Source organism: Prauserella sediminis, from assembly GCF_014195435.1.
In the GTDB taxonomy this organism is placed as follows: domain Bacteria; phylum Actinomycetota; class Actinomycetes; order Mycobacteriales; family Pseudonocardiaceae; genus Prauserella; species Prauserella salsuginis.
Genome location: NZ_JACIBS010000007.1, coordinates 1 through 26,814 on the forward strand (window position 1 = coordinate 1; position 26,814 = coordinate 26,814).

23 protein-coding genes are annotated in these 26,814 nt (G+C 71.3%); 20 read left to right on the forward strand and 3 right to left on the reverse strand.

Annotated elements, in window-relative coordinates:
* From FB384_RS23035 to FB384_RS23080, 10 genes are all read left to right on the forward strand, one after another.
* Positions 1-253, forward strand: a 253-nt coding sequence (locus FB384_RS23035; RefSeq protein WP_183786936.1) for a DUF4262 domain-containing protein, incomplete at its 5' end; no start/stop codon positions are given.
* A 125-nt stretch (positions 254-378) separates the two neighbouring features.
* Positions 379-990 (forward strand): crossover junction endodeoxyribonuclease RuvC, encoded by a 612-nt coding sequence (ruvC, locus tag FB384_RS23040; protein WP_183787012.1) that lies wholly within the window; start codon positions 379-381, stop codon positions 988-990.
* On the forward strand, positions 987-1,586 hold the full coding sequence (ruvA, locus tag FB384_RS23045) for a Holliday junction branch migration protein RuvA (protein WP_183786937.1): 600 nt from the start codon (positions 987-989) through the stop codon (positions 1,584-1,586). Before ruvC ends, ruvA begins: the two co-directional genes overlap by 4 nt.
* Positions 1,587-1,610: 24 nt before the next feature.
* The gene (gene ruvB / locus FB384_RS23050; RefSeq protein WP_183786938.1) at positions 1,611-2,747 is read left to right on the forward strand and encodes a Holliday junction branch migration DNA helicase RuvB; all 1,137 of its coding nucleotides are present in this window, start codon (positions 1,611-1,613) and stop codon (positions 2,745-2,747) included.
* Positions 2,748-2,875: 128 nt separating this feature from the next.
* On the forward strand, positions 2,876-3,274 hold the full coding sequence (gene yajC / locus FB384_RS23055) for a preprotein translocase subunit YajC (protein WP_183786939.1): 399 nt from the start codon (positions 2,876-2,878) through the stop codon (positions 3,272-3,274).
* Between the two features lie 208 nt (positions 3,275-3,482).
* Positions 3,483-5,228: a protein translocase subunit SecD gene (gene secD / locus FB384_RS23060; protein WP_183786940.1), complete on the forward strand. Its 1,746-nt coding sequence runs from the start codon at positions 3,483-3,485 to the stop codon at positions 5,226-5,228.
* 1 nt (position 5,229) lies between these two features.
* The gene (secF, locus tag FB384_RS23065; RefSeq protein WP_183786941.1) at positions 5,230-6,552 is read left to right on the forward strand and encodes a protein translocase subunit SecF; all 1,323 of its coding nucleotides are present in this window, start codon (positions 5,230-5,232) and stop codon (positions 6,550-6,552) included.
* Positions 6,549-7,064, forward strand: coding sequence for an adenine phosphoribosyltransferase (locus FB384_RS23070; protein WP_183786942.1), 516 nt, complete (start codon positions 6,549-6,551; stop codon positions 7,062-7,064). The genes secF and FB384_RS23070 overlap by 4 nt, the downstream gene beginning before the upstream one ends.
* 161 nt (positions 7,065-7,225) lie before the next feature.
* Positions 7,226-9,781, forward strand: a complete 2,556-nt coding sequence (locus FB384_RS23075; RefSeq protein ID WP_308216713.1) for a RelA/SpoT family protein — start codon at positions 7,226-7,228, stop codon at positions 9,779-9,781.
* 30 nt (positions 9,782-9,811) lie between these two features.
* Positions 9,812-10,585, forward strand: a complete 774-nt coding sequence (locus tag FB384_RS23080) for an enoyl-CoA hydratase-related protein (protein ID WP_183786943.1) — start codon at positions 9,812-9,814, stop codon at positions 10,583-10,585.
* A gap of 291 nt (positions 10,586-10,876) precedes the next feature.
* On the opposite strand, the gene FB384_RS23085 is transcribed toward FB384_RS23080, so the two are convergent.
* Entirely contained in the window at positions 10,877-11,731 is an 855-nt protein-coding gene (locus FB384_RS23085) for a peptidylprolyl isomerase (protein WP_183786944.1), read from the reverse strand.
* 113 nt (positions 11,732-11,844) lie between these two features.
* Between FB384_RS23085 and FB384_RS23090 the strand changes: the two genes are divergently transcribed.
* The gene (locus FB384_RS23090) at positions 11,845-12,642 is read left to right on the forward strand and encodes an MBL fold metallo-hydrolase (RefSeq protein WP_183786945.1); all 798 of its coding nucleotides are present in this window, start codon (positions 11,845-11,847) and stop codon (positions 12,640-12,642) included.
* The gene (locus FB384_RS23095) at positions 12,639-13,457 is read left to right on the forward strand and encodes a hypothetical protein (RefSeq protein ID WP_228726636.1); all 819 of its coding nucleotides are present in this window, start codon (positions 12,639-12,641) and stop codon (positions 13,455-13,457) included. Before FB384_RS23090 ends, FB384_RS23095 begins: the two co-directional genes overlap by 4 nt.
* Positions 13,458-13,521: 64 nt before the next feature.
* Here FB384_RS23095 and FB384_RS23100 read toward each other — a convergent pair whose 3' ends face one another.
* Both FB384_RS23100 and FB384_RS23105 read right to left on the reverse strand, forming a co-directional pair.
* Positions 13,522-14,055 carry a hypothetical protein gene (locus tag FB384_RS23100; protein WP_183786946.1) on the reverse strand — a complete coding sequence of 178 codons (534 nt, stop codon included), beginning with the start codon at positions 14,053-14,055 and terminating at the stop codon, positions 13,522-13,524.
* Positions 14,056-14,157: 102 nt separating this feature from the next.
* Positions 14,158-15,492: a YibE/F family protein gene (locus FB384_RS23105; RefSeq protein ID WP_323985413.1), complete on the reverse strand. Its 1,335-nt coding sequence runs from the start codon at positions 15,490-15,492 to the stop codon at positions 14,158-14,160.
* 727 nt (positions 15,493-16,219) lie between these two features.
* Here FB384_RS23105 and aspS point away from each other — a divergent pair.
* From aspS to ruvX, 8 genes are all read left to right on the forward strand, one after another.
* Positions 16,220-18,022, forward strand: a complete 1,803-nt coding sequence (gene aspS / locus FB384_RS23110) for an aspartate--tRNA ligase (protein ID WP_183786948.1) — start codon at positions 16,220-16,222, stop codon at positions 18,020-18,022.
* A gap of 185 nt (positions 18,023-18,207) precedes the next feature.
* Positions 18,208-19,494, forward strand: coding sequence for a phosphotransferase (locus FB384_RS23115; RefSeq protein WP_183786949.1), 1,287 nt, complete (start codon positions 18,208-18,210; stop codon positions 19,492-19,494).
* Between the two features lie 300 nt (positions 19,495-19,794).
* Positions 19,795-20,631: an SGNH/GDSL hydrolase family protein gene (locus tag FB384_RS23120; protein ID WP_183787014.1), complete on the forward strand. Its 837-nt coding sequence runs from the start codon at positions 19,795-19,797 to the stop codon at positions 20,629-20,631.
* Positions 20,604-22,007, forward strand: a complete 1,404-nt coding sequence (locus FB384_RS23125) for a replication-associated recombination protein A (protein WP_183786950.1) — start codon at positions 20,604-20,606, stop codon at positions 22,005-22,007. Before FB384_RS23120 ends, FB384_RS23125 begins: the two co-directional genes overlap by 28 nt.
* A 161-nt stretch (positions 22,008-22,168) precedes the next feature.
* Positions 22,169-22,573 carry a DUF948 domain-containing protein gene (locus FB384_RS23130; RefSeq protein ID WP_183786951.1) on the forward strand — a complete coding sequence of 135 codons (405 nt, stop codon included), beginning with the start codon at positions 22,169-22,171 and terminating at the stop codon, positions 22,571-22,573.
* Positions 22,570-22,986, forward strand: coding sequence for a hypothetical protein (locus tag FB384_RS27615; protein WP_443687879.1), 417 nt, complete (start codon positions 22,570-22,572; stop codon positions 22,984-22,986). The genes FB384_RS23130 and FB384_RS27615 overlap by 4 nt, the downstream gene beginning before the upstream one ends.
* A 218-nt stretch (positions 22,987-23,204) precedes the next feature.
* Entirely contained in the window at positions 23,205-25,868 is a 2,664-nt protein-coding gene (gene alaS, locus FB384_RS23140) for an alanine--tRNA ligase (protein ID WP_183786952.1), read from the forward strand.
* Positions 25,865-26,356 carry a Holliday junction resolvase RuvX gene (ruvX, locus tag FB384_RS23145; RefSeq protein ID WP_183786953.1) on the forward strand — a complete coding sequence of 164 codons (492 nt, stop codon included), beginning with the start codon at positions 25,865-25,867 and terminating at the stop codon, positions 26,354-26,356. The genes alaS and ruvX overlap by 4 nt, the downstream gene beginning before the upstream one ends.
* The last annotated feature ends 458 nt before the right edge of the window (positions 26,357-26,814 follow it).

A 26,814-nucleotide genomic window follows, 5' to 3' on the forward strand; every position in this document is an offset into this window, starting at 1 on the left:
CTACCGCGACTTCTTCGACGGGATTCCCGTCACGTTCGAGCGCGTCAACCCGGGCCACTACCCGGAGTTCTTCGGCAGCGCGTTCGTGGTCTATCCCGAGGGCGACTTCCCCGCAGTGCAGATCATCGTGCCGACGCCGGACGGGCACTGGCCGTGGGCGGAGGCGGCACCCGAGGGCTTCGCCTCGTGGCAGCCGGTGCTCACCGAGAGCGGCGGACCCGAGAGCTGGACCCCTGGCGTCGACGGACCCTGAGTGTCGACGGTCCCTCAACGGTCCACTGCGCGCGGGACGTTCGCCCGGCGCGCCTGCGGGGCCGGTCGCGGCGCCGCCGGTAATCTGACGGCCTCGAACGGATGTTCCCGAACAGGGGGAGACAGGTGCGCGTGCTCGGTGTGGATCCCGGGCTGACCCGGTGCGGGCTCGGCGTCGTCGACGGTGGACTCGGCCGGTCGGTGACCTGTGTGGCCGTCGACGTGGTGCGCACGCCCGCGGACGCCGAGTTGTCGACGCGGCTGCTGCGGATCTCCGACGCGGTCGAGCACTGGCTGGACGTGCACCGGCCCGAGGCGGTCGCCGTCGAGCGCGTGTTCAGCCAGCACAACGTCCGCACGGTGATGGGCACCGCGCAGGCGGGGGGTGTCGTTGCGCTGAACGCGGCGCGCAGGGGGCTGCCCGTCGTGTTCCACACGCCGAGCGAGGTGAAGGCCGCCGTCACCGGGTCGGGCCGGGCCGACAAGGCCCAGGTCACCGGTATGGTGACGCGGCTGCTGAAGCTCGAGTCGCAGCCGAAACCCGCCGACGCCGCGGATGCGCTGGCGCTGGCCATCTGCCACCTGTGGCGCGAGCCGATGCGCAAGCGGCTGGCCGAGGCGGAGGCGCGGGCGGCGGAGCTGGCGCGCACCCACAAGGCGAAACTCGCTGCCGCGGCGAAGGACAAGACCCGCAGAGCGGCCGGCGACACGAACAGCGGAAGGGACACGCGCCGGTGATTTCCTCGGTGAAAGGTGAGGTTCTGTCGATCGGTCTCGACCACGTCGTGGTCGAGGTCGGGGGAGTGGGCCTCGCGGTACAGGCCACACCGTCGACACTGGCCACCCTCCGCCGCGGTGACGAGGCCCGGCTGGCGACCTCGCTCGTGGTGCGGGAGGACTCGCTGACCCTGTTCGGGTTCGCCGACACCGAGGCGCGTGACCTGTTCGGCCTGTTGCAGACCGTGTCGGGCATCGGCCCGCGCCTGGCGCTCGCCGCGCTGGCCGTGCTCGATCCGGATCAGCTTCGCACCGCGCTGGCCGACGGCAACATCACGACGCTCACCCAGGTGCCCGGCATCGGCCGCAAGGGAGCCGAGCGCCTCACGCTCGAATTGCGGGACAAGGTGCTCGCCGCGGATCCGGCCGACGGCGGAGCCGGCGCCGCGCCCGCCGCCGGGGCTGCGCGCGCCGAGGTCGTCGAGGCGCTCATCGGGCTCGGGTTCGCGCAGAAGCAGGCCGAGCAGGCGGTGGAGAAGGTCGCAGCCGACCACGCCGGCGCGGACACCTCCGCCCTGCTGCGCGCCGCGCTCACCACCCTCGGCACGAAACGCTGACCGGCCGCCATGCACGATGAGGACATGACCGACTTCGGCGACGCGGGCTCCGACGGCCGTGCAGGGCTCGACGGCGGCACCGGGCTCGACGGCGCTGCGGCTGGCGGCTTCGCCGATGCCGCGGCCGAGGCGGCGCTCTCGGCGTTCCCGCAGGCGGGCGACCGCGAGGTGGAAACTGCGCTGCGGCCGAAGAAGCTCGGCGACTTCGTCGGTCAGCCGCGCGTGCGTGAACAGCTCGAGCTCGTTCTCGAGAGTGCCCGCAAGCGCGGGGTGCCACCGGATCACGTGCTGTTGTCCGGCCCGCCCGGCCTGGGTAAGACGAGCCTGGCGATGATCGTCGCAGCCGAGCTGGGCGCGGCGATCCGCATCACCTCGGGTCCTGCGCTGGAGCGGGCGGGCGATCTCGCCGCGATGCTGTCGAACCTCGCCGAGGGCGATGTGCTGTTCATCGACGAGATCCACCGCATCGCCCGGCCCGCGGAGGAGATGCTGTATCTGGCGATGGAGGATTTCCGCGTCGACGTGGTCGTCGGCAAGGGGCCGGGCGCGACGAGCATTCCGCTCGAGGTCGCACCGTTCACCCTGGTCGGCGCGACCACCCGCTCGGGCGCGCTCACCGGCCCGCTGCGGGACCGGTTCGGCTTCACCGGGCAGATGGAGTTCTACACGCCCGACGAACTCGGTCACGTGATCGAACGGTCGGCTGCGCTGCTGGACATCACGATCGACGACGCGGGCCGCGCCGAGATCGCCCACCGGTCCCGTGGCACGCCGCGGATCGCGAACCGGTTGCTGCGGAGGGTGCGCGACTACGCCGAGGTGCGTGCGGACGGTCAGGCGACGCTGTCGGTGGTACGGGCGGCGCTCGAGGTGTACGACGTCGACCAGCTCGGCCTCGACCGGCTCGACCGGGAGGTGCTCGGCGCGCTCGTCCGCTCGTTCGGAGGCGGTCCGGTCGGGGTCTCGACCCTCGCGGTGGCGGTCGGCGAGGAGCCGACGACCGTGGAAGAGGTCTGTGAGCCGTATCTCGTCCGTGCCGGTATGCTCGCGCGTACCCCGCGCGGCCGGATCGCTACGGCGGCCGCCTGGGAGCACCTTGGCCTGGCGCCGCCGTCGGATGCGGCCGGGGTTGACGCCGGTGCGCCGACCCTGTTCGACTGAAACGTTGCCGGGGTGCGGTGGCAGGGGGTCGCTCGTCCGGGCGGCGTTACCTGGCACACTCGCAAGAGCACATCCAGACAAACGTGGACGTACCGCAAGGCGGAGAGACGTCCGGCGAATGGAGAACCATGGAAGGCCTTTTGCTGCCGCTCCTGCTCATGCTCGTGCTCGCGGTCCCGCTGATCATGGGTACGCGCAAGCAGAAGAAGGCGATGGCGCAGCAGCAGGAGCTGCAGAGCAGCCTTGGTCCCGGCGACCGTGTGATGACCACGTCGGGTATGTACGCGACGGTTGCGGACGCGACCGACGAGAGCACGATCGACCTCGAGATCGCCGACGGTGTCGTGACGACCTGGCTGCGTCAGGCCATCCGCGAGCGCATCGACCCGGTGGCGGCGGACGACGTCGAGGATGAGGACTCGGCCGACGAGGACGCCGCCGACGAGTCGGCGACCGTTACGTCGGACTCGGAGTCCGAGTCGGTGACGACGGCCCAGGTCGCGGAGCCGCTCGAGCACAAGAAGTAAGGCAAGGAACCTGCGACGTCCGTCGTTTCTTCACCGGATCGGCGGCATGAATTCGCGGCTTTGCACGCAGCGTTCACGCAGCGCCGAGTAGTGTCTCGGTGCTGCGTGCGTTCGCGTTGAACGGCCTTTCATCGCTGATCGACGCTCACGCTGCGCACTTTCCGGACTCATCGCAAGCCGCTGAACATCTTCGAGGAGAACCACCGACGTGGCACCACCGGCCGGGACGATCCGCCCGGGACGCTATCTGAGCATTTTCGTCCTCATCGTCGTCGCGCTCTATTCACTGGTGTTCCTCACCGGTGACCGCGAGCCGACGCCGAAACTGGGGATCGATCTTCAGGGCGGTACCCGGGTCACCTTGACCGCACGCACTCCCGACGGTCAGGAGCCGTCGCAGGACCAGCTCGACCAGGCGCGTCAGATCATCGAGACCCGTGTCAACGGGATCGGTGTCAGTGGCGCCGAGGTGGTGCTCGACGGCAGCAATGTTGTCATCACGGTTCCCGGCGAGGAGGGCGAGCAGGCCAAGAACCTCGGCCGTACCGCCAAGCTCGGCTTCCGCACGGTGATCAACGCCCAGCCGGTCCAGCAACAGGGCCAGCAGGGGCAGAACGGTCAGCAAGGCCAGAACGGCCAGCAGGATGGCCAACAAGGTCAGAACGGCCAGAACCAGCAGAACGGCCAGGGCCAGCAGGACGGCCAGTCCGGGCAGGGCGACTCCCCGGATGCAGCCGGGAGCCCACAGGGCGGTGGCGGCAGCCAGCCCCAGTCCGACGAGGACGTCGCCCGCGAGATCCGCGAGGCCAAGCAGGTCCGCCAGAACCCCGCCCTGGACCCGGGCCGCAATCCTCAGCAGGGTGCGTCCCAGCAGGCCATGCAGTTGCAGCAGCAGGCGATGGCGAGCCTGACGTGTTCGGGCAACGATCCCCTGGTCGGCAACGACGACCCGAACCAGCCACTGGTCACCTGCAACGAGGCGGGCACGGAGAAGTACGTACTGAGCCCGGTTTTCCTTGAGGGCACACAGGTCGACGACGCCTCGGCCCAGTTCGACCCACAGCAGGGAGGCTGGCTGGTCAACCTGCAGTTCAAGGGTGAGGGCCGGGAGACCTGGGCGGACTACACCGCGCAGAACACCGGCGCCAACGCCGCCTTCGTGCTCGACAGCCGAGTGGTGTCGGCCCCGACGATCAACGAGCCGATTCCCAATGGGCAGACGCAGATCAGCGGTGAGTTCACCGAGGACGAGGCGCGGAACCTCGCCGACATCCTCAAGTACGGTTCGCTGCCGCTGTCGTTCGAGTCATCGGACGCCACGACCGTGTCGCCGACACTCGGCCTGGCCTCGCTGGAAGCGGGCCTGATCGCCGGGGCGATCGGCATCGCGCTCGTGTTCGTCTACTGCCTGTTGTACTACCGCATGCTCGGTGTGCTCACGGTGCTGTCGCTGGCGCTGTCGGCGACGATCGTCTACGCCGTACTGGTGCTGCTCGGCCGCTGGATCGGGTTCACGCTCGACCTCGCAGGTGTCGCCGGGTTCATCATCGCCATCGGTGTCACCGCGGACTCGTTCGTCGTCTACTTCGAACGCATCAAGGACGAGATGCGTGATGCCAAGACGTTCAGATCGGCGGTGCCGCGAGCCTGGGTCCGTGCCCGCCGGACGATCCTCGCCTCCGACGCGATCATGTTCCTGTGTGCGGGTGTGCTGTACGCCCTGGCTGTCGGCGAGGTCCGCGGGTTCGCGTTCACGCTCGGTATGTCCACCGTGCTCGACCTGATCGTGGTGTTCCTCGTGACGCACCCGCTGGTGGCGATGGTGTCGCGGTCGAAGAAGCTGTCCAGTCCGAAGCTGTCGGGCCTCGGCACCGTGCAGCGCCTCGGCAGTCAGCGGCGCGGCGGCGTCCACATCAGCCAGGCGAAGGCCGCGACGAACACGAAGGGGGCCTGACGTGTCCGAGGGCAACAGCGCCAACACCGCGCCGGCCGCCGAGCCGGGCGGCTCCGGCGACGCGAAGACGTCGCTGTTCCAGCGGCTCTACACCGGCACCGGCGCCTTCGACATCGTCGGTCACCGCAAGCGGTGGTTCGCGGCGTTCGCGCTGCTGATCCTCGTGTGCGCCGGTTCGCTCGGGGTGAAGGGCTTCAACCTGGGCATCGAGTTCGAAGGCGGCACCCAGATCCAGCTGCCCGCCCAGGGCGCGGCCGGTCCGATCGACGAGGACGAGGCCAAGGCCGTCGTCAGCGAGGCGACCGGTGTGTCCGCATCGGAAGCGCAGGTCGTCGGTGTCGGCGACTCCGCGGCCGTTCAGGTACGGCTGAGCTCGCTGGATCCGGGCCAGGTCGCCGATGCCAAGCAGGCGTTGTTCGACGAGTTCCGGCCGCTGGCGGCGAACGGTCAGCCCAGCGGTGCGGTGATCAGCGACAGCGGGGTGAGTGCGTCGTGGGGCGGTGAGATCTCCAAGCAGGCCCTCATCGCGCTGGCCGTGTTCCTGGTGCTGGTGACGGTCTTCCTGGTCATCTACTTCGAGAAGTGGATGGCTGTATCGGCGATCATCACGTTGCTCCACGACATCGTCGTGACGGCCGGTGTGTACTCGCTGGTCGGGTTCGAGGTGACGCCCGCGACCGTGATCGGTCTGCTGACGATCCTCGGGTTCTCGCTGTACGACACCGTCGTGGTGTTCGACAAGGTCAAGGAGAACACCCGCGGGCTGCTCAACCTGACCCGGCGGACCTACGCCGAGGCCGCCAACCTGGCGCTCAACCAGACACTGATGCGGTCGATCAACACGTCGATCATCGCGCTGCTCCCCGTGCTGGGGCTCATGGTGATCGGTTACCTCCTGCTCGGCACGGGCACGCTGCAGGACCTGGCGCTGGTGCAGCTGACCGGCATGCTCGCCGGTGTCGTCTCGTCGGTGCTGCTGGCGACGCCGTTGCTCGTGACCTTCAAGATGCGTGAGCCCAAGTACCGCGAACAGGCCGAGCGCGTCGCCGAGCGCCGCGCCGAGCGGGCAGGCGCCGCCCAGGCAGGGGAGGCCGCCGAGGGCGTCGACCCGGACGACTACTTCGACCCGGGTGACGACGCCCAGCTCGAGACCGAGCTGCGGAAGGAGAAGGCGGTCGCCGCCGCGGCGTCCGTGCCCGCCCGCAACCAGAAGGCGCGCGACCGTAACCGCGGTCGCGACCAGCGGCCGCGACGGTCGGGGACCCCGACGGGGAAGAGCACGGCAGGCAAGGGCACCCCGACCGGGAAGAGGAAGCGGTCATGAACCTCGACGAGGCGCTCGAGCTGATCGCCGAGTTGCCGGACTTCCCCGAACCGGGCGTGGTGTTCCGCGATCTGACACCGCTGTTCGGAGACCCGAAGGCGTTCGCCACCGTGGTCGACGCGCTGGCCGAGGCGGTCGGCGACGTCGATCAGCTGGCGGCGGTGGAAGCGCGCGGGTTCGTGCTGGCCGCTGCCGTGGCGTATGCGAAGGGCGTCGGCGTGACGCTCGTGCGCAAGGCGGGCAAGCTGCCCTCGGTCGGGGGCAGCATCGACTACGCACTCGAGTACGGCACCGCGACACTCGAGCTGCCTGCCGACGCGGTCCGGCCCGGGGCGCGGGTCGCGATCATCGACGACATCCTCGCCACCGGCGGCACGGTTGCGGCGACACAGTCGCTGCTCGCCGGCGCAGGCGCCGAGGTGCGTTCGGTGGCTGTGGTGCTCGAACTCGCCTCGCTGGGCGGCCGCGAGCGGCTCGGTGACGTGCCGTTGCACGTGCTGAAGTCCGTGTGACCGGTCCGCGCGCGGGACGCCTCGCCCGTGCGCGGTGAGCGCCGGAGATCCGGCCCGCGGCCGGCGTGTGAACCCGTCGTGAACGGCGGTGCGCCGAGCCGCTCGCACCGGGGTCTACCCTGAAGGGACAGGCACCCGCGCGCGATGAGCTGGAGGTACGGGTGAGCCAAGAGCTCGATTCCGTGGCAGCCCGGTCGAACGACGGCGACGGCCCCGCGCGTGCGCAGGGCGGGAACCCGGAGTCCACAGGGAACTCGACGTCCAGCGGGGACACGGCACCGGCCGGGAACGCAACCTCGACAGGCAACACGACCTCGACGGGCAGCACGGCGGCTACCGGCGGCAACACGTCCGGTACGAACGCGCAGCGGAGCGGTACCGAGAACTCGTCGGGGACGAACGGCAGCGAGCGGTCGGGATCCGGTGCCGCGGCGTCGCGGGGCGCGGCACAGCCGGGAGCCACGCGGGCGCCCTCGCCGACACGGCGCGTCCGGGCACGGCTCGCGCGGCGGATCACCGCGCAGCGCGCCGCGCCGGTCAAACAGGTTCTCGAACCGCTGGCGGCGATCCACCGCGAGCTCCACCCGAGTGCCGACCTCGGCCTGCTCCAGCGCGCCTACGACGTGGCCGAACACCTGCACCGCGACCAGCGCCGCAAGTCAGGTGACCCGTACATCACGCACCCGCTGGCCGTGGCGACCATCCTCGCCGAGCTCGGCATGGACACCACGACGCTCGTGGCGGCGCTGCTGCACGACACGGTCGAGGACACCGGCTATTCGCTCGAGCAGCTCGGCACCGACTTCGGCGACAAGGTCGCCCAGCTCGTCGACGGGGTCACCAAGCTCGACAAGGTGAAGCTCGGCACGGCGGCGGAGGCCGAGACGATCCGCAAGATGGTCATCGCGATGGCCCGCGATCCGCGGGTGCTGGTGATCAAGCTGGCCGACCGGCTGCACAACATGCGCACGATGCGGTTCCTGCCGCCGGAGAAGCAGTCCCGGAAGGCGAAGGAGACCCTCGAGGTGCTCGCGCCGCTCGCGCACCGGCTGGGCATGTCGACGGTCAAGTGGGAACTCGAGGACCTGGCGTTCGCGATCCTGCAGCCGAAGAAGTACGACGAGATCGTGCGGCTGGTCGCCGACCGCGCCCCGTCCCGTGACACGTATCTGCGCGGGGTCATCGGCGAGCTGAACTCGCACCTCGAAGCGTCCCGGGTGGCCGCGAAGGTCGAGGGCAGGCCGAAGCACTACTACTCGATCCACCAGAAGATGATCGTCCGCGGCCGCGAGCTCGACGACATCCACGACCTGGTGGGCGTGCGGATCATGGTCGACGACGTCCGGGACTGCTACGCGGCCATGGGTGTGGTGCACGCGCTGTGGCAGCCCATGCCGGGCAGGTTCAAGGACTACATCGCCCAGCCGCGGTTCGGCGTGTACCAGTCGCTGCACACCACGGTGATCGGACCGGACGGAAAGCCGCTCGAGGTGCAGATCCGCACCCACGAGATGCACCGCACCGCCGAGTACGGCATCGCGGCGCACTGGCGGTACAAGGAGACGCGCGGGACGCACGGTGGCAACACCGTCGACGTCGACGAGATGGCCTGGATGCGTCAGCTGCTCGACTGGCAGCGTGAGGCCGCCGACCCGGGCGAGTTCCTCGAATCGCTGCGCTACGACCTCGCCACCCGCGAGATCTTCGTGTTCACGCCGAAGGGCGACGTGGTCACACTGCCGGTCGGATCGACACCCGTCGACTTTGCCTACGCCGTCCACACCGAGGTCGGCCACCGCTGCATCGGCGCGCGCGTCAACGGCAGGCTCGTGGCGCTGGAGCGCAAGCTCGAGAACGGCGAGGTCGTCGAGATCTTCACGTCGAAGGCGGAAGGTGCGGGGCCGAGCCGTGACTGGCTGCAGTTCGCCGGGTCGCCGAAGGCCCGCGCGAAGATCCGGCAGTGGTTCGCGAAGGAGCGGCGCGACGAGGCCGTCGAATCGGGCAAGGAGGCCATCACCAAGGAGGTGCGCAAGGTCGGATTGCCGATCCAGCGCCTCGTGTCGGCCGACTCGATGAGCGCGGTCGCGAAGGAACTGCGCTACAACGACATCAGCGCGCTGTACGCCGCCGTGGGGGAGAAACACACGAGTGCTCAGCACGTCGTGCAGCGGCTCACGGCTCTCATCGGCGGTGTCGAGGAGGCCGAGGAGGAACTCGCCGAGCGGGCGACCCCGTCGACGGTCACGCGGCGCCGCGGTTCCGGCGATGTCGGCGTGGTCGTTCCCGGCGCCAGCGACGTGTGGACCAAGCTCGCCCGCTGCTGCACCCCGGTACCCGGCGACGAGATCCTCGGATTCGTGACTCGCGGCGGCGGGGTGAGCGTGCATCGCACCGACTGCACCAACGCCGACGACCTGCGGAGCCAGCCCGAGCGGCTCGTCGACGTCGAATGGGCGCCGTCGGAGTCGTCGGTGTTCCTCGTGGCCATCCAGGTCGAGGCGCTCGACCGGCACCGCCTGCTTTCCGACGTGACGAAGGTGCTCGCCGACGAGAAGGTCAACATCCTGTCCGCATCGGTCACCACGTCGAACGATCGCGTGGCGGTCAGCAAGTTCACGTTCGAGATGGGCGACCCGAAACATCTCGGGCACGTGCTGAAGGTCGTGCGCAACGTCGAGGGTGTCTACGACGTGTACCGGGTCACGTCGGCCGCCTGAGCCGGCCGCGGGCTTCTAGCCTTACCGTCCATGACGGACGGAATCGACCTCACCCGCGACGGCGACGTGGCCCGCCTGACCCTGTCCCGGCCGGCCAAGATGAACGCGATCACCTACGAGATGTGGTCGGCGATCCCGGAGGTCGTCGCCGCCGTCGAATCCGACCCCGCGGTGAAGGTGCTCGTGCTGGCAGGGGAGGGCGAGCATTTCTCGGCCGGGGCGGACATCGGGGAGTTCCGCGATCTGCGGTCGACCCCGGAGGGCGTCGCCACCTACGACAAGGCCGTCGACGCCGCCGTCGACGCGCTGGCCGGGGCGAGCAAGCCGAGCATCGCGATGATCCAGGGCAACTGTATCGGCGGCGGCTGCCAGCTGTCCGTCGCGTGCGATCTGCGGTTCGCGGCGCCGGGCGCCCGATTCGGCATCACTCCGGCCAAGCTGGGCATCGTCTACCACTTCGAATCCACGCGGCTGCTCACCGAACTCGTGGGACCCGCGCAGGCCCGCTACCTGCTGCTGTCGGGCAACCTCGTCGACGCCTCCCGTGCCCGCGAGATCGGCCTCATCACCGACGTGTTCGACGACCTCGAGACACAGACCGGTGAGTTCGCGGCGACGCTGTGCGCGCGGTCGCAGGCGTCCGTGCGCGGGATGAACCGCATCATCGGCAAGATCGCCGCGGGCATGACCGAGCCGGACGCCGAGGTGCACGCGCTGCGTGAGGAGGCCGCTCGCGGCGCGGACTACGCGGAGGGCGTCGCGGCGTTCCTCGAACGCAGGGCGCCGAACTTCACCCACCGTTGAGTGCGTTGTCCGCCTGCGGCGCGCCCAGGGGCCCGATGCCCCCAAGGGCACCTTGGTTGCGTTCAATGCAACGAATCCTCCCCACGCGCCGACGTGCCACTGAGAGCCGGTGGCCGGGCTCGGGAGGGTTCGACGGATTGACCCTGCCTGGCGACGCCCGTGGTGGCGTTGGCGAGCGAGGGGAAGGTTCGTCGCGCCCAATGCAACCAAAGTGCCCTTGGGGGTTTCTTCGGTCCGGCGTGGCCCGTCCCGGTCCCGGCCGCGCAAGGTGTCGGGGACCGGGAAGGGCCATCAGCCGTTGATGCTCACGTCGGTGAAGCGGACCTCGGTGTTCGGCTTGCCGCCGCCGGGGGAGGGGTCGAGCGATCCGTCGTGGCCGGCGCGGGCGACCTCGTCGAGCACCTTCAGGCCCTCGTCGGAGATCGAGCCGAACACCGTGTAGTCCGGCGGCAACTCCGCCTCGCCGTAGACCATGAAGAACTGGCTGCCGTTGGTGTCGGGCCCGGCGTTGGCCATGGCGAGGATGCCGCGGCCGTACTTCAGGCCCTGGTGCGTCTCGTCGGCGAAGGTGTACCCGGGACCGCCCGAGCCCTGTCCCGTCGGATCACCGCACTGCAGCATCTGCAGCCCCTCGGTGCCGAGCCGGTGACACGCGGTGTCGGTGTAGTAGTCCTGCTCGACGAGGCTTTCGAAGCTGTTGACCGCGCACGGCGCCAGCGAGCGGTCGAGCGTGACCGGGATGTCGCCGACCGTGGACGACAGCGTGATGTCGACCGTGCCCTTCGATGACACGTTCTGCCCGTTCGGCGCGTCGACCTGCTTGGCGGCCTGGCCGCTGTCGGGGTATTCGCAGGTCGTCGGGTTCGGCAACGGTTCGCTGCGCTCGACCGGCTCGACGCGCTGGGTGGGGATGGACACGTCCTCCGACGGGGCCGCGCTCGAACTCGCCTCGCCCTGCGCGTTCGCGGCGCCCTCGTCCTCGTCCTGGCCGGTGAACACCACGATGAGGCCCGCGGCGAGGACGACGACGCCGACGGCCGCCCCGATGCCGATGATCTTGCGTCGCTTCGCGCGTTCGGCCCTGCGAGCGAGCTGCCGGTCCAGCTTGCGCTTCGCTGCCTCCCGGCGCTGCTGGTTGGTCCCCACCTGGCCTCCTCGTTCACCCACGTGTTGGCTGGCGGCAGTCTATGGGCACGGTCTGTAAGACCCGGGTACAGGGGCCGCTAGGCTGGGGGAGTCGCGGACGCGGAGGTGAGAACGTGCTGGTCGCAGGATTCCCGGCCGGGACGTTCCAGGCGAACTGCTACCTGCTCGCTCCGGGTCCTGGCGGCCCGTGCGTGGTCGTCGACCCTGGAGAGGGCGCGAGCGCACCACTCGACCGGGCGGTCGCCGAGTACGGACTGACACCCGCCGCGATTCTGGCCACCCACGGTCATCCGGACCACGTGCACACGGCCGCCGAAGCCGCCCGCACCTACGACGTCCCGGTCTGGATCCGGCCGGAGGACAGGCCGCTGTTGCGCAGGCCGTGGCTCGCCCTGAACGACGAGCTCGCGGCCGGGCTCGGCGACCGGCCGTGGTCCGAACCGGACACGGTGCGGGAACTCGGCGCGTCCGCCTGCGGGACGGAGACGGTGCTGGACGTGGCCGGGCTGCGGATCGAGGCGCTGCACACGCCCGGCCACACCGAGGGTTCCGTCGTGTTCCGGCTCGTCACCGAGGAGGGCGGACAGGTCGCGCTCACGGGCGACACGCTGCTGCCGGGCTCGGCGGGCCGCACCGACCTGCCAGGCGGGGACCCGGCGGCACTGCGCCGGTCGCTGGCGATGCTGGCGGAGGTACTCGACGACGCCGCGGTACTGCTGCCGGGGCACGGCCGGAGTACGACCATGGGACAGGAGAAGGCGTCGAATCCCTGGCTGGCCGCATCCGACGGCGGTCCCGTCGGGGTGGGCGGCGCCGCGGGCGGAGCGGACGCGCTCGGCCGGACCGGTGCGGCCCCTGCCGCCCCGCGCGGAACGGCACCGGCCCGAGAAACCGGAGAGAGGCGATCATGAGCGAACCGGAGCCGACCGACCCGGACCTGCCGGACGTGAGCAGTGGCCGGCACGACCGGGGCACCGACGACGGCGAGGCCACCCGCGCCGACGGCACGGCCGGCAGGGGCGCCGCCGACGATGTCACAGCCGACGACAATGCGGCTGACGACAATGTGACCGACGACGGCGCGGACGGCGGTGCACGCGAGCCGGAGCGGATCGTCCTCTACGGCCAGGACGCCAAGCTCCGGCGCAAGCGGGCCGCCGCCGGCCTGGTGGGTGTGGTCCTGTTCGCCGCGGCGTTCGGCGGTGTGGCGGGACTGATCGGCGGTCTCGGCCCCGGTCTCGTCGTCGCCGGGATCGTCGCCGCCGCGTTGGGATTCGTGGTGATGTCCAACGCCCGGCGGCAGGTCTGGCTCGAAGACCGGACCGTGGTCATGCGCAGCTGGGGCAGCCGCCGCGTCGACCTGGTCACCGCGCCGCGGATCGAGCTGCTGCTCAGCGATGTGCGCGGATCGCGCACCGTCAGCCTGCTGGTGACGTCGGAGTCGAACAAGGCCGTGAAGGTCGACCTCGCGATCTACGCCGGAACGGGTGGCCGGGAGCTCGGCATCCTCGCGCTGCGACGGCTCGCGGATGCGCTGGCCGACAACATCGAGGCCAACGGTCTCGTCTTCTCCGAGCTGCTCGTGGCGCAGCTGCGGTCCGAGGCGCGCGGCGACGCGGCGGCGGACCGGCCGCTGTATCGCATCGCCTCGTTGGCGCCGCAGGGCAAGCTCGCACAGCGATTCACGATGGAGGCGGTGAGCCGGTTCGTGGCCTCGTTGGGGTGAACCGCCGCGGCGCCGTGAACTGCCGCAGCGCCGTGCCGCCGGTGTCGTCCGCGTCGCCGCGGTCCTAGCCGTCGGAGCTGGCGGAATTTCCGGAGCTGGCGGAGCCGTCGGAGCTGCCGCGGTCTCCGGAGCTGGCGGAGTCATCGGAGGACGTCGCCGGGCGCAGCGTCACCGGGTGCAGCGCGGCGAGGTGCAGTTCGATGGCCGTGAGCTGCTGTCGCAATCCGTCGAGCTGGTGGCGGATCGATTCGAGCTGATACACCGCCTCGGGAAGTTCACCCGCCGCGAACGTGGCGAGCCGCTCGAGGTGGGAGGCCGTCTCCCGGAGTTCGCGGAGCGCGCGGGCGAGTTCCGGGACGGCGGCGCCGCCCGTCACCAGTGCGGTGGCCGCCCTGGCGATGCCGGTCACGCGGCGGAGGACCTCGCCGGGCACGACGGCGGCGCCGACGAGCTGCCGCACCACGGCCAGCGACCGGTGCACGACGACGGATACGGACGGTCCTCCCGGCTCGGCCTCGGGAGTCGCGTTCCGCGCCGATCCGGCATTCGGGGAACTGCGGTGTGGTGACTCGTCGTGTGGGGGCCGCGGACCCGGCATGGCGTCTCCGCTCGGAACTCGGACGGTGGGGAGGTCGTCGCCGTTCGTACCCCACGGCGCGTGCCGGGGACGCGGCACCCCGCGGTTCCGTGACTGCTGTATTCAGGAGTGACGCGTGTGACTGTTGTGACGATCGCGACCGCCGGAACCATCGCGACCGCCGGAACCATCGCGCCCGCCGGGATCAGCGTGCGGCTCGTCGGGTCCGTCCCCGCGTGCGTCCCCCGGGAGCACACCGGCCGCATCGTCTCCGTCGGGATCGTCTCCGCCGGGATCGGGGCGGCCCGCGGTGGCCGGCGGGGCGTGGTTCGTCTCCCGCACGACGATCAACGCCGCGAGCAGGGTGGTCACGGGTACGGCGGCGATGATGCCGATGCTGCCCGCGAGCGTGCGCACGATCTCGGCGGCCAGCTCCTGCGACGTGAGAATCGACCCGAGCCCGACGTCCGACAGCGACGCCAGCAGCAACGTGGGCAGGGCCGCACCGGCGTAGGCCATCACCAGCGTGTTGACGGCGGATCCGACGTGGGCGCGCCCGATCCGCAGCGCGGCGCCGTACAGCTCCCGCCACGACTGACGCGGGTTCGCACGGTGCAGCTCCCACACCGCGCTGGCCTGGGTGACCGTGACGTCGTCGAGCACGCCGAGCGCGCCGATGACGATCCCTGCCAGCAGCAGCCCTCGGGCATCGATGCTGTGCCCGAGGGAACCGATCAGCGTCGAGGTGTTCTCGTCCAGGCCGGTCAGCCGCGCGCCGCCCGCGAACACCGCAGCGAGCAAGCCGATCAGCGTCAGGCTCACCATCGTCCCGAGCACCGCGGCCGACGTGCGCGCCGACAGACCGTGCGTCGTGTACAGCGCGACGAACATGATCAGTCCGGCACCCGCGATCGCGACGAGCAGCGGGTCGGCGCCGTGCAGGATCGACGGCAGCACGAACAGGCCGATGATCGCGGCCGTCACGGCGAGCGCGCCGAGCGCCGCGACGCCCCGCCACCGGCCCAGCACCACGACCGCGAGAGCGAACAGACCGGCCAGCAGCGCGAGCGGCAGTCCGCGCTGGAAGTCCTGCACCTGGTACGAGGAGCCGGCCTGGGGGTCGGCGCCGCTGTAGGCCAGCACCACGGCGTCACCCGCCGCGAACCGCGGGTTGCCGTCGCCGGCGGGCAGATTCTGCGTGATCGTGAGGCCGTCGGCCGGTCCGTCGGTGAGCGTGATCTGCACCGCCTGGCACCCGCCGCCGTCCGCGGGGTCGCCGACCTGCACCTGCCCCGGCGACAGGCACGGCCCGAGTTCCGCCGAGACGACCTCGCCCTGGACGGGCTCACCGACCGCGTGCCCGGTGACGTCCGGTTCGCCCCACGGGTACAGCAGCATCACGGCGGCCAGTGCGGCGAGCGCGAAGGGCGCGAGCAGTGACGCCAGCAGGATCCGCACCGGGCGCGACGCCGGTGCCGCAGGGTCATCTCCGTGTCCGTGTCCGTGTCCGTGTCCGTGTCCGTGTCCGTGTCCGTGTCCGGCGTCGGGCGACGTTGCGCGCTCGGTCCTGCCCGGCCGGGAGGTCTCACCGGCCCCGGCCGTCCTGGACTGCCGCGCGGGATCGCGACGCCGGGCGGTCTCGCGCGGCCGCGTGGGGACGGACTCGGCGCCGGAGCGGCGCGCATCCGGCGCAGGCCTCCGTACGCGGGCAGCGCGCGGCGCCGGTTCACGGGGCTCCCGGCGAGCCGTGGTGTCCGAGGCGGGCGCGCCGCGGTCGTCGTTACCGGGTGTGCCGGACCGGCCTGGCTCCCCGCCCGTGGTTCCGGGCCTGCGCCGGCGGGCGGGCCGCCGCGGCGCCTCGCCGTCGCCCGCATCCTCGTCCCGGGGCAGTGATCTCCCGCCAGGCGATCTCCCGCCAGGCCTGCCGGGAGGCCCGCCGTGGGGCGGGATCGGTTCGGGCAGTACCGGACCGGTGTCGTCGTCCGAGAAGTCGCGGGGCACGGGGGACATCTTCGCGTTCGGGTGCGGTCACCGGGTGCCAGGGTTGCCTCGCGGGTGCCTGCAGCCCGAGGTCGGCGGGAAACCTGGTGGCGATTGGGTACGGGCGGTTCGTTAACCTGAGCCGTCGGCGGCATCGCCGATCGATCCGACCCGTATCCTTCGCGTTCCGAGAGGACCCTGCGCAGTGCTTCGCACTCACGACGCCGGCACGCTGCGTGCCGAGCACGTTGGCCAGACCGTCACCCTGACCGGCTGGGTGGCCAGGCGGCGCGATCACGGCGGGGTGATCTTCGTCGACCTGCGGGACGCGAGCGGCGTCACCCAGGTCGTGTTCCGCGAGGGCGAGATGGCCTCGCGTGCCCACAACCTGCGGGCCGAGTACTGCATCAAGGTCGTCGGTGAGGTGTCGAAGCGCCCGGAGGGCAACGAGAACCCGGAGATCCCGACCGGCGACCTCGAGGTCTACGTCAACGAACTCGAGGTGCTGTCGGAAGCGTCGCCGCTGCCGTTCCCGGTGGACGAGCGGCTCGACGTCGGCGAGGAGGTGCGGCTCAAGCACCGGTACCTCGACCTGCGCCGCGACGGCCAGGCCCGCAACATGCGCCTGCGCAGTGACGTCAACCGCGTGGCGCGCGGCGTGCTGCACGACGAGGACTTCGTCGAGGTCGAGACGCCCACGATGACGCGGTCCACGCCCGAGGGCGCGCGCGACTTCCTCGTGCCCGCCCGCCTGCGGCCGGGCTCCTGGTACGCCCTGCCGCAGTCGCCCCAGCTGTTCAAGCAGCTGCTGATGGTCGGCGGGCTCGAGCGCTACTACCAGATCGCGCGGTGCTACCGCGACGAGGACTTCCGAGCCGACCGGCAGCCCGAGTTCACCCAGCTCGACATCGAGATGAGCTTCGTCGAGCAGGACGACGTGATCGCGCTCGGCGAGAAGATCGTCCGGCAGCTGTGGACGCTGATCGACGTCGAGCTGCCCGAGACGTTCCGCCGGATGAGCTACGCCGAGGCGATGGCCAAGTACGGCTCGGACAAGCCCGACCTGCGATTCGGGCTGGAACTGACGGAACTGACCGAGTTCTTCGCGAACACCCCGTTCCGGGTGTTCCAGGCGCCCTACGTGGGTGCCGTCGTCATGCCCGGCGGGGCCGACCAGCCGCGGCGCACGCTCGACGCCTGGCAGGAGTGGGCCAAGCAGCGCGGCCACAAGGGGCTGGCGTACGTGCTGGTCGGTGAGGACGGCACGCTGTCGGGCCCGGTGGCCAAGAACATCTCCGACGAGGAGAAGGCAGATCTGGCCGACGCCGTCGGCGCGAACCCCGGTGACTGCATCTTCTTCGCAGCGGGCCCGCCGAACAGCGCCCGCGCCCTGCTCGGTGCTGCGCGCGGGGAGATCGCCGACCGGCTCGGCCTGATCGACGAGAACGCCTGGTCGTTCGTGTGGATCGTCGACGCCCCGATGTTCGAGGCCGCCGACGAGACCGAGGACGTCACCGTCGGCACGGGGCAGTGGACGGCCCTGCACCACGCGTTCACCTCGCCGAAGCCCGAGTGGCTCGACACGTTCGACAGCGACCCGGGCCAAGCGCTCGCCTACGCCTACGACCTGGTCTGCAACGGCAATGAGATCGGTGGCGGCTCCATCCGTATTCACCGGGCGGACGTGCAGCGGCGCGTGTTCGAGGTTATGGGCATCTCGCAGGAGGACGCGCAGGAGAAGTTCGGCTTCCTGCTCGACGCGTTCCAGTACGGCCCCCCGCCGCACGGCGGTATCGCGTTCGGCTGGGACCGCATCGTGATGCTGCTGGCCGGAGCCGACTCGCTGCGTGACGTCATCGCGTTCCCCAAGACCGGTGGCGGGTTCGACCCGCTGACGAGCGCGCCCGCGCCGATCACGGCCCAGCAGCGGAAGGAGGCGGGTGTGGACGCCAAGCCCGCGAAGCCCGCCAAGCCCGCGCAGGGCGACGAGCAGGGTTCCGCCCAGTAGCGGAGTCCCGGGGTCGCGGACGGCTGCGGGACCCGCGTTCCGGCAGCCGGGGGACGCGGCCGGACCCACGACCGTTCGCCGGCGTGACGTCGTGTCGGCCACACGGTCGAATGTCGCCGTGTGGCACCGATTGCGGTCACCGGATTGTGGTCACTGTTCCCGTCGCACTAGTAGGGTCGGAGCCAATGACTGTGGACACCCCTCCCGCCGACGATTCGACCGTCGGCGCGGGAGCGGAATCTTCCTCCAGTGATACCGCTGTGGCCGCTGTGGCGGCTGCGGAGGCGGTTCTCGCGCAGCGGTTCGGCAGCACGATCTCGCTGGTGGAGGCCGAGGATCTCGCCGGAAGCGGTCCGGCCACGGTGGTGCGCGCCCGGGTGGCGTCGTCGCCGTTCTCGCTGCCCCGCACGCTCGTCATCAAGCACTATCCCGATGAGCCCGCCGACGGCGAGGACGACGCGTTCGCCCGGGAGGCAGCCAGCTATCAGCTGTTCACGGCGCTGTCGGCCGACGACCGCACCTGTCCGGAGATCCTCGCGCACAGTGCCGACCACCGACTGCTCGTGATCGATGACCTGGGGAGGGCGCCGACGCTGCAGGACAAGCTGAGCGGCTCGGACGCCCGTGCGGCCGAGACCGCGCTGCTGTCGTGGGCGCGGTCGCTTGGCCGGATGCACTTCAGCACGGCCAACCGTGAGGCGGACTTCAACGCCCTGCTGCGCAGGCTCGGCAAGGCCGGGCACAGTGGCGGCCAGTCCGAGCAGTCCGCGCCGCCGGCGTGGGACCCGGCGTGGGCGGCGACCGACGCACCCTCGTTGCTGGCGGAGGAGCTCGGCATCGACACGCCCGCCGAGGTCGCCAGTGCGGCGGAGCGCGCCGCGGAACAGGCTCGATCGGCCGCCTTCCGCGCGTTCAGCCCGGTGGACCTGTGGCCGGACAACAACCTCGTGACCAGTGACGGGGTGCGGTTCCTCGACTTCGAGCGGGGACGGGTGCGCAGTGCCCTGGTCGACGCCGCGCACATGCTGGTGCCGTTCGTGTCCGGCCCCGAGCCGCTGGCCCTGCCGCGCGGTGTCAGCGAGGCGATGATCACCTCGTGGCGCGCCGAGGTGGCCGACCTGTGGCCGTCGCTGGCAGAGGAGGAGACGCTCGACCGGTATCTCGCCGATGCCGCGCAGCTGCTCGTCTGGGAGGCGACCTGCCGGTGGCTGCCCGCGCTCACCGGCGCGGAGGGTGCGTCCGGCGACGGCCGTGACAACGGCGACCGGGTACGTGCCCAGGAGCGGGGAACCGCCTCGGCACGGGCGGCCGCGCTGGTCACGTGGTGGCGCGACCTGGCCGACCGCGCCGGTCGTGCCGGTGACGCGGCCGACGGCACCGCCGTCGCCGCCCACGCCGCTTCCGTGGCACGTGCGCTCGACGGGCGTTTCGGACCGGACCTCGAACTGCCGCTGTACCCGGCGTTCCGCTGACCCGCACCCCCGCGCACCCGCCCGCGCGCAGGGGGTGCCGTCAGGGTTCGCCCACCCGTATCCACGCCGTTACCCGCGTCTCACCGCGGGTGCGCACGGGCGCGCGACCGTGCCGGTGTGACGCTCGACAGCCGCGTACAGCCGGATCCCCTCCCGCACCCCGCCGACCCGCCCGAGTGCTCCCACCGACCCACTGGCCGACCCACCGTCCGCCCTGCCGACCCGCCCGCCGCTCCCTCGGTGGTGCCGCCCGGCGCCGAGCCGCTTCGCGGCGCACCGCGGCGGGTGGAGCGGCTGGCCGTGCTGGGCGACTCCACCGCCGTCGGTCTCGGCGATCCGCTGCCGGGCGGTGCCTGGCGTGGCGTCGGGCCGTTGCTCGCCGCGGCGCTCGGGGTGCAGCCCGAGCACTACGTCAACGTGTCGGTCACGGGTGCACGCGTCGGATGTGTACGTACCGACCAGCTGCCGCGCGTGCTCGAGCAGGCCCCGGACGTCGCCGTGGTGGTCGCCGGCATGAACGACACGCTGCGCTCGGATTTCGACACCGCAGCACTGGCCGAGGACCTCGACGCCACCGTCACGGCCCTGCAGACCGCCGGTACGACGGTCGTCACGGTCCGCTTCCACGACCACGGGCGCGTCTTCCGGTTGCCGGGCCCGCTGCGCCGGGCGCACGCGGTGCGCGTGGCGGCCCTCAACAGCGCCGTCGACACCGTGGTGATGCGCAGGGAAGCGCTGTGTGTGGACCTCGACCTGCTGCCCGGGGCCTACGACCTGCGGTCCTGGAGCGTCGATCGGCTCCATCCGTCCGAACGCGGCCACCGACTGCTGGCCAGCGGCATCACCGAGGCCTTGTCCCGCGCCGACGTCGCCGTTGCCGAACCGGTGTCGCTCGTCTGCTCAGGGGGCGCCACCGCAGGGACGGCCGACCACGTTGCGTGGCTGTTGGCCAAGGGCGTGCCGTGGCTCTGGCGCCGCGGCCGGGACCTGGTGCCGTACGCAGCGGGGATCGTGGCTCGCGACCTCGTCCGGACCGGGCTGCGGGCCGCGGGCACGGGCCGGGTGCCGGTCGTGTCACTGCTGCGGGCGCTGCCGATTACGGTCGAGGGGTGCAGCAAGACGAACTGTTCACGGTGAACGAGGACGTGGCGCCCCCGCCGGTGTCGGACCAGCCCCAGGCGCCGCCGCAGCCACCACCCGGTGCGCCGCTCGCCGTCCGGATGCGGCCCGCCTCGCTGGACGAGGTCGTCGGCCAGCAGCACCTGCTGGGCGAGGGTGCTCCACTGCGCAGGCTCGTGGAAGGAGCGGCCCCGGCGTCGGTGCTGCTCTACGGCCCGCCGGGTACCGGCAAGACGACGCTCGCCAACCTCGTGTCCACGGCGACGGGCAGGCGGTTCGTGGCCCTGTCGGCCCTGTCGGCGGGCGTGAAGGAGGTCCGCGGCGTCATCGAGGAGGCCCGCAGGCGCCGCAAGTACAACGCCGAGGACACGGTGCTGTTCATCGACGAGGTCCACCGGTTCTCCAAGACGCAGCAGGACGCGCTGCTGGGCGCGGTCGAGGACCGCACGGTGCTGCTCGTGGCCGCCACGACCGAGAACCCGTCCTTCTCGGTCGTCTCGCCGTTGCTGTCGCGATCGCTGGTGCTCCAGCTGCGGCCGCTCACCGACGACGACGTCGCCGAGCTGCTCGGCCGCGCGCTCACCGACGACCGCGGTCTGGCAGGCCGGTTCGAACTCACCGACGACGCTCACGGTCACCTCGTGCGGTTGGCCTCCGGCGACGCAAGGCGCGCCCTGACGGCCCTCGAAGCCGCGGCCGACGCGGTGAGCGTGTCCGCGTCCGCCGACGAACCGGCCGCCATCGAACTCGCGACCGTCGAGGCCACCGTCGACAAGGCCGCGGTGCGCTACGACCGCGACGGCGACCAGCACTACGACGTGATCAGCGCGTTCATCAAGTCGATCCGCGGCTCGGACGTGGATGCCGCCGTGCATTACCTGGCGCGCATGATCGAGGCGGGGGAGGACCCGCGGTTCATCGCCCGCCGTCTCGTCGTGCACGCCAGCGAGGACATCGGCATGGCCGATCCGACGGCGCTGCAGTCCGCGATCGCCGCCTCCCACGCGGTGCAGTTCATCGGTATGCCCGAGGGCAGGCTGGCGTTGGCACAGGCGACCGTGCACCTGGCGACGGCGCCGAAATCGAACGCCGTCATCGCCGCCATCGACGGCGCACTCTCCGACGTGCGGGCCGGCGGTGCGGGCACGGTGCCGCCGCACCTGCGGGACGGGCACTACACCGGCGCCGCCGCGCTCGGTCATGCGCAGGGCTACCGCTATCCGCACGACGTGCCCGAGGGCGTGCTCGCTCAGCAGTACCCGCCGGACGAGCTGGTCGGCCGCGACTACTACGCACCCACCCAGCGTGGTGCCGAGCGCACGCTGGCCGAGCGCGTGCCCCGGCTGCGACGCACCGTCCGCGGCGAACGCGGGAACCCCGGCGAAGGCCGGTGACGGCCGCGCCCGCTTCCCGCGTGAGACCGCACAGCACACGGCTGCGACACGCTGGGTCACCGACAGGCAGGGCTGCCGGTCCGGACGGGGTGGCGCACGGTAGCCTCACAGTCCCATCGACTCAAGGGACCGTCTCACCGATCCATGAATAGGGAGGGCACGTGTCGGCAGGGCAGATCGCCGCACTGGTCGCCGCGGGCGCCTTCGTGCTGCTGGTGCTGTTCTTGGTGATCGCGCTGGTCAAGCTCGGCCGTACGCTCGACGAGGCCACGATCGCGATCCGCAAGGCGCACGAGAACACCGACCCGCTGTTGCACGGGGCCAGCGACACGATCACGCACGTCAACACCCAGCTGGAACGGGTCGACGGCATCACATCCAATGTGCAGACCGTGTCGGGTAACGCATCCGCGCTGTCGTCGGTGTTCACCGCGACGCTCGGCGGCCCGCTGGTGAAGACCGCGGCGTTGTCGTACGGCATGAGCAAGGCGATCAAGGCGCGCCGCGCGGCGAAGGCCGAGGACGGCAAGCACACGCTCCGGCGTGGGAGGAAGAGCAAGCGATGAAACGCCTGTTCTGGCTCGGAGTCGGCGTGGCCGCGGGCGTCACGCTGTCCCGCAAGGCCAGCGAAACCGCTCGTCAAGCCACTCCGGTGGGGGTAGCCTCGAATGTGGGTGACGCCGTGCGGGAACTCGCCGGCGCCATCGGCGCGTTCGGGGCCGACGTCCGCGCCGGTATGAGTGAGCGGGAGCAGGAGCTGAATCGGATCGTGGACCGCCCGGTGACGCGGGTCCGGCCGCCGGAGTCCGGCAGGCCGGAGCAGCAGGCGCGGGTTTCGTATCCCGAGTCGGCGTCCCCGCAGACGAGCGCGTCCGGACAGGCCGCCCGGCGGCCGCCGCGTCCTGCTCGCCCAGCCGGCGAGGCCGGCCAGCAGGGCAGGCCCCAACGCAGGGCGCGAGCTCCGCGGGCGGAAGGCTGAGGCCACCGGGCATCTCGCCCGCCTGCGCGCACGCCTTCCGCCGCCCCGGTCCGACGCCGTAGGCGGTCTGCCGAACCAGACCGCCGCTCCACCGGCGGCGCGGCTCCGGACGTCGTACCGCTCGCGGCGGTGCCACGGCCGGAACCCCGGGACCGGCGAGCACCCCGGTGCACCCGCCCGGCCCCGGAACCGCCGCCACATTCTGCGAGGAAGCTCCAGTGGAAACACACGAAATCAGCAAACGGTTCCTCGACCATTTCGAGAACCACGGCCACACGCGCGTACCCAGTGCGTCCCTGATCCTGGACGACCCGACGCTGCTGTTCGTCAACGCCGGCATGGTCCAGTTCAAGCCGTACTTCCTCGGCGAGGTGCCGCCGCCGTACCCCCGTGCGACGAGCGTGCAGAAGTGCGTGCGCACCGGCGACATCGACGAGGTCGGCAAGACCACGCGCCACAACACGTTCTTCCAGATGGCGGGTAACTTCTCGTTCGGCGACTACTTCAAGGAAGGCGCCATCGAGCGGGCCTGGGAACTGCTGACGTCCTCCCAGGACGACGGCGGGCTCGGGTTCGACCCGGCCCGGCTCTGGGTGACCGTCTACGAGCACGACGCCGAGGCCGCGGGCCTGTGGCGGGAAATCACCGGTATCCCGTCCGAGCGGATCCAGGTGCGCGACGGCAAGGACAACTACTGGGACATGGGCGTACCCGGCCCCGGTGGCCCGTGCTCGGAGATCTACTACGACCGCGGCCCCGAGTACGGCCGCGACGGCGGTCCGGTGGTCGACGAGGACCGGTACCTCGAGATCTGGAACCTCGTGTTCATGCAGGACGTCCGCGGCGACCAGAGCCCGAAGCTCGGGTATCCGCCGGTCGGTGAGCTGCCGCAGAAGAACATCGACACCGGCATGGGCATCGAGCGGGTCGCGTTCCTGCTGCAGGGCGTGGACAACGTCTACGAGACCGACCTGGTGCGCCCGGTGATCGCGCGGGCCGAGGAGTTCTCCGGCAGGCGGTACGGCGCCGACCACGCCGACGACGTGCGATTCCGCGTCATCGCCGATCACGCCCGTTCCGGCGCGATGCTCATCGGTGACGGTGTCACCCCCGGCAACGAGGCCCGCGGCTACGTGCTGCGCCGGCTGCTGCGGCGGATCGTCCGCGCCGTCCGGCTGCTCGGGGTCCACGAGCCGGTGCTGCCCGAGTTCGCACAGGTGGTGCGCGATGCGATGGCGCCGTCGTACCCGGAGATCGCCCGCGACTTCGACCGCATCAGCGACGTCATGCGCCAGGAGGAGGAATCGTTCCTGGCGACGCTGACCAGTGGCTCGCGTATCTTCGACCTGGCGGCCGAGGAGACGAAGCGCTCCGGCGGGTCGATCCTGGCCGGCGACAAGGCGTTCCAGCTGCACGACACCTACGGCTTCCCGATCGACCTGACCCTCGAGATGGCGGCCGAACAGGGCCTGTCGGTCGACGAGAACGGCTTCCGCACGCTCATGGAGGAGCAGCGGCAGCGGGCGAAGGCCGACGCGGCCTCGCGCAAGACCGGCCACGGCGACCTGTCGGTCTACCGGAGGCTGCTCGAACAGCACGGCGAGACGCAGTTCCTCGGGTACACGGACCTGCAGGCCACGGCCAAGGTCCTCGGACTGCTGTCGGACGGGCAGCCGGTGTCGGTCGTCGGCGAGGGCAGCAAGGCGGAGATCATCCTCGACCGCACTCCCTTCTACGGCGAGAGCGGTGGGCAGATCGCCGACACCGGCGTGCTCGTGGGCCACGGCGTCGAGGTCACGATCACCGACGTGCAGAAGCTCGTGCCCGGCCTGTTCGTCCACCGCGGCGAGGTCACGGGCGGGGAGCTGGCGCTGGACACGGAGCTGACGGCGTCGGTCGACGAGACGCGGCGGCAGTCGGTCGCGCGCTCCCACTCGGCGACGCATCTCGTGCACGCCGCGGTGCGGGGCGCGTACGGGAACCGCGCAGCGCAGGCCGGTTCGCTGAACTCGCCCGGCCGGATGCGGTTCGACTTCACCACGCCGGGTGCGGTGTCGTCGGACGTGCTGACCGAGGTCGAGGAAGAGGTCAACGACTACCTGCAGACCAACGTCGAGGTGTCGGCCTACACGACGACGAAGGACAAGGCCCTCGAGCTCGGCGCGATCGCGCTGTTCGGCGAGAAGTACGGCAACGACGTCCGCGTGGTCGACATGGGCGACTATTCGCGGGAACTGTGCGGTGGCACCCACGTCGACCGGATCGGTGAGCTCGGCCTGGTCAAGCTCGTGTCCGACGCGTCGATCGGCTCGGGCGTGCACCGGGTGGAAGCCCTCGTCGGCACCGACGCGCTCCGGCAGGTCCGGAAGGAGCAGCTGCTCGTGTCCCAGCTGGCCGGCACGCTGAAGGTGCCCGCCGAGCAGGTGCCCGAACGCATCGAGGACGTCCTGTCGCGGCTGCGCAGTGCGGAGAAGGAGATCGAGCAGCTCAAGACGCAGCAGGTGCTCGGTTCCGCGGGATCGCTGGCCGACGGCGCGGAGGACGTCGCGGGCGTGGCGCTCGTCGCGCGGAAGGTCGAGGGTGGCATCGACGCGGCGGGTGTGCGTGCGCTCGCGGGCGAGGTGCGCAACCGGCTCGGCTCCCGTCCTGGCGTCGTCGCCCTGTTCGCACCGTCCGAGGACGGCAAGGTCAGCTTCGTCGTGGCCACGACCGCTGCTGCCCGCGACAAGGGTCTCGCCGCCGGCAAGCTCGTCCCGTCGTTCGCCGAGGCCGTCGGCGGTCGTGGCGGTGGTAAGCCGGACATGGCCCAGGGTGGCGGCAGCAACCCGGCCGGCATCGACCAGGCGATCGCGGCGTTGCGGAACGCCCTCGCGAACGGGTGAGTGCGGTGGAACCGGACCGGCCCGGGGTCGACGATCCCGGGCCGGGACGTCGGCTTGCCGTGGATGTCGGTTCCGTCCGGGTCGGCGTGGCACTGAGTGATCCCGCGCCGATGTTGGCGACCCCGCTCGTTACGCTGGCCCGGGACTCGGAGGGGAATACCGACATCGGCGAGCTCGCCGGGCTCGCCGCCGAACACGATGTGGTCGAGGTGATCGTGGGACTCCCCAGGACGTTGGCCGACCGGCACGGTTCCGCCGCCGAGATCGCGGCGGAGTACGCGGGGCGGCTCGGCGAACGGATCACGGTTCCGGTGCGACTGGCCGATGAGCGGTTGACGACCGTGACGGCAAGCCGGATGTTGTCGCAGCGCGGTGTGAAGGGCAAGAAACAGCGTGCGGTGGTCGACCAGGCCGCTGCCGTGGAGATCCTGCAGGCGTGGCTCGACGCGCGCAGCGCGGCGATCGCGAGGGGGACCGGACCGGCATGACGAGCCCGCACGACGGACCCCCGCCGCGTGATCCACGTGATCGCCGTCCGCCGCGGCGGCGCGGCCCGGTAGCCCGGAGCGACGGTGAACCACCGCGTCCCGAGAACCCACAGCGTCCCGAGAACCCACCGCGTCCGCCCGCGGCCCGCCGTCCGGCCGGGCAGCCGCCTCGCCGAGAGTCGATGGGTGAACCGGGGCCGCCGCCGGGACCGCCGCCGAAGCAGCCGCGTAGGCAGCCACCGCCCGAGGGTGCGCCCCGTGGTGCGGCGCAGGAGCCGCAACGGCCGGAACCCGAGCGCAGGCCCGAACCGCCGCGTGCGCCCCGGGGTGAGGCCCGGCCGCCGGGTGGGCGCGCCGGCCGGTCCCGCCCGTCGATGCCGCCGGTTCCGCCGGAAACACCTGCCGGTGCGGAGGATCAGCCACCGGCGCGGCCCGAACGGCGTGCGCCCGACGGCGAA

Bases quoted from the DNA above. Each gene is read 5' to 3' on its own strand.
- ruvB (WP_183786938.1), top strand. From the start codon at position 1,611: ATGACCGACTTCGGCGACGCGGGCTCCGACGGCCGTGCAGGGCTCGAC.
- yajC (WP_183786939.1), top strand. From the start codon at position 2,876: ATGGAAGGCCTTTTGCTGCCGCTCCTGCTCATGCTCGTGCTCGCGGTC.
- FB384_RS23070 (WP_183786942.1), top strand. From the start codon at position 6,549: ATGAACCTCGACGAGGCGCTCGAGCTGATCGCCGAGTTGCCGGACTTC.
- FB384_RS23080 (WP_183786943.1), top strand. From the start codon at position 9,812: ATGACGGACGGAATCGACCTCACCCGCGACGGCGACGTGGCCCGCCTG.
- FB384_RS23095 (WP_228726636.1), top strand. From the start codon at position 12,639: ATGAGCGAACCGGAGCCGACCGACCCGGACCTGCCGGACGTGAGCAGT.
- FB384_RS23100 (WP_183786946.1), bottom strand. From the start codon at position 14,055: ATGCCGGGTCCGCGGCCCCCACACGACGAGTCACCACACCGCAGTTCC.
- FB384_RS23115 (WP_183786949.1), top strand. From the start codon at position 18,208: ATGACTGTGGACACCCCTCCCGCCGACGATTCGACCGTCGGCGCGGGA.
- FB384_RS27615 (WP_443687879.1), top strand. From the start codon at position 22,570: ATGAAACGCCTGTTCTGGCTCGGAGTCGGCGTGGCCGCGGGCGTCACG.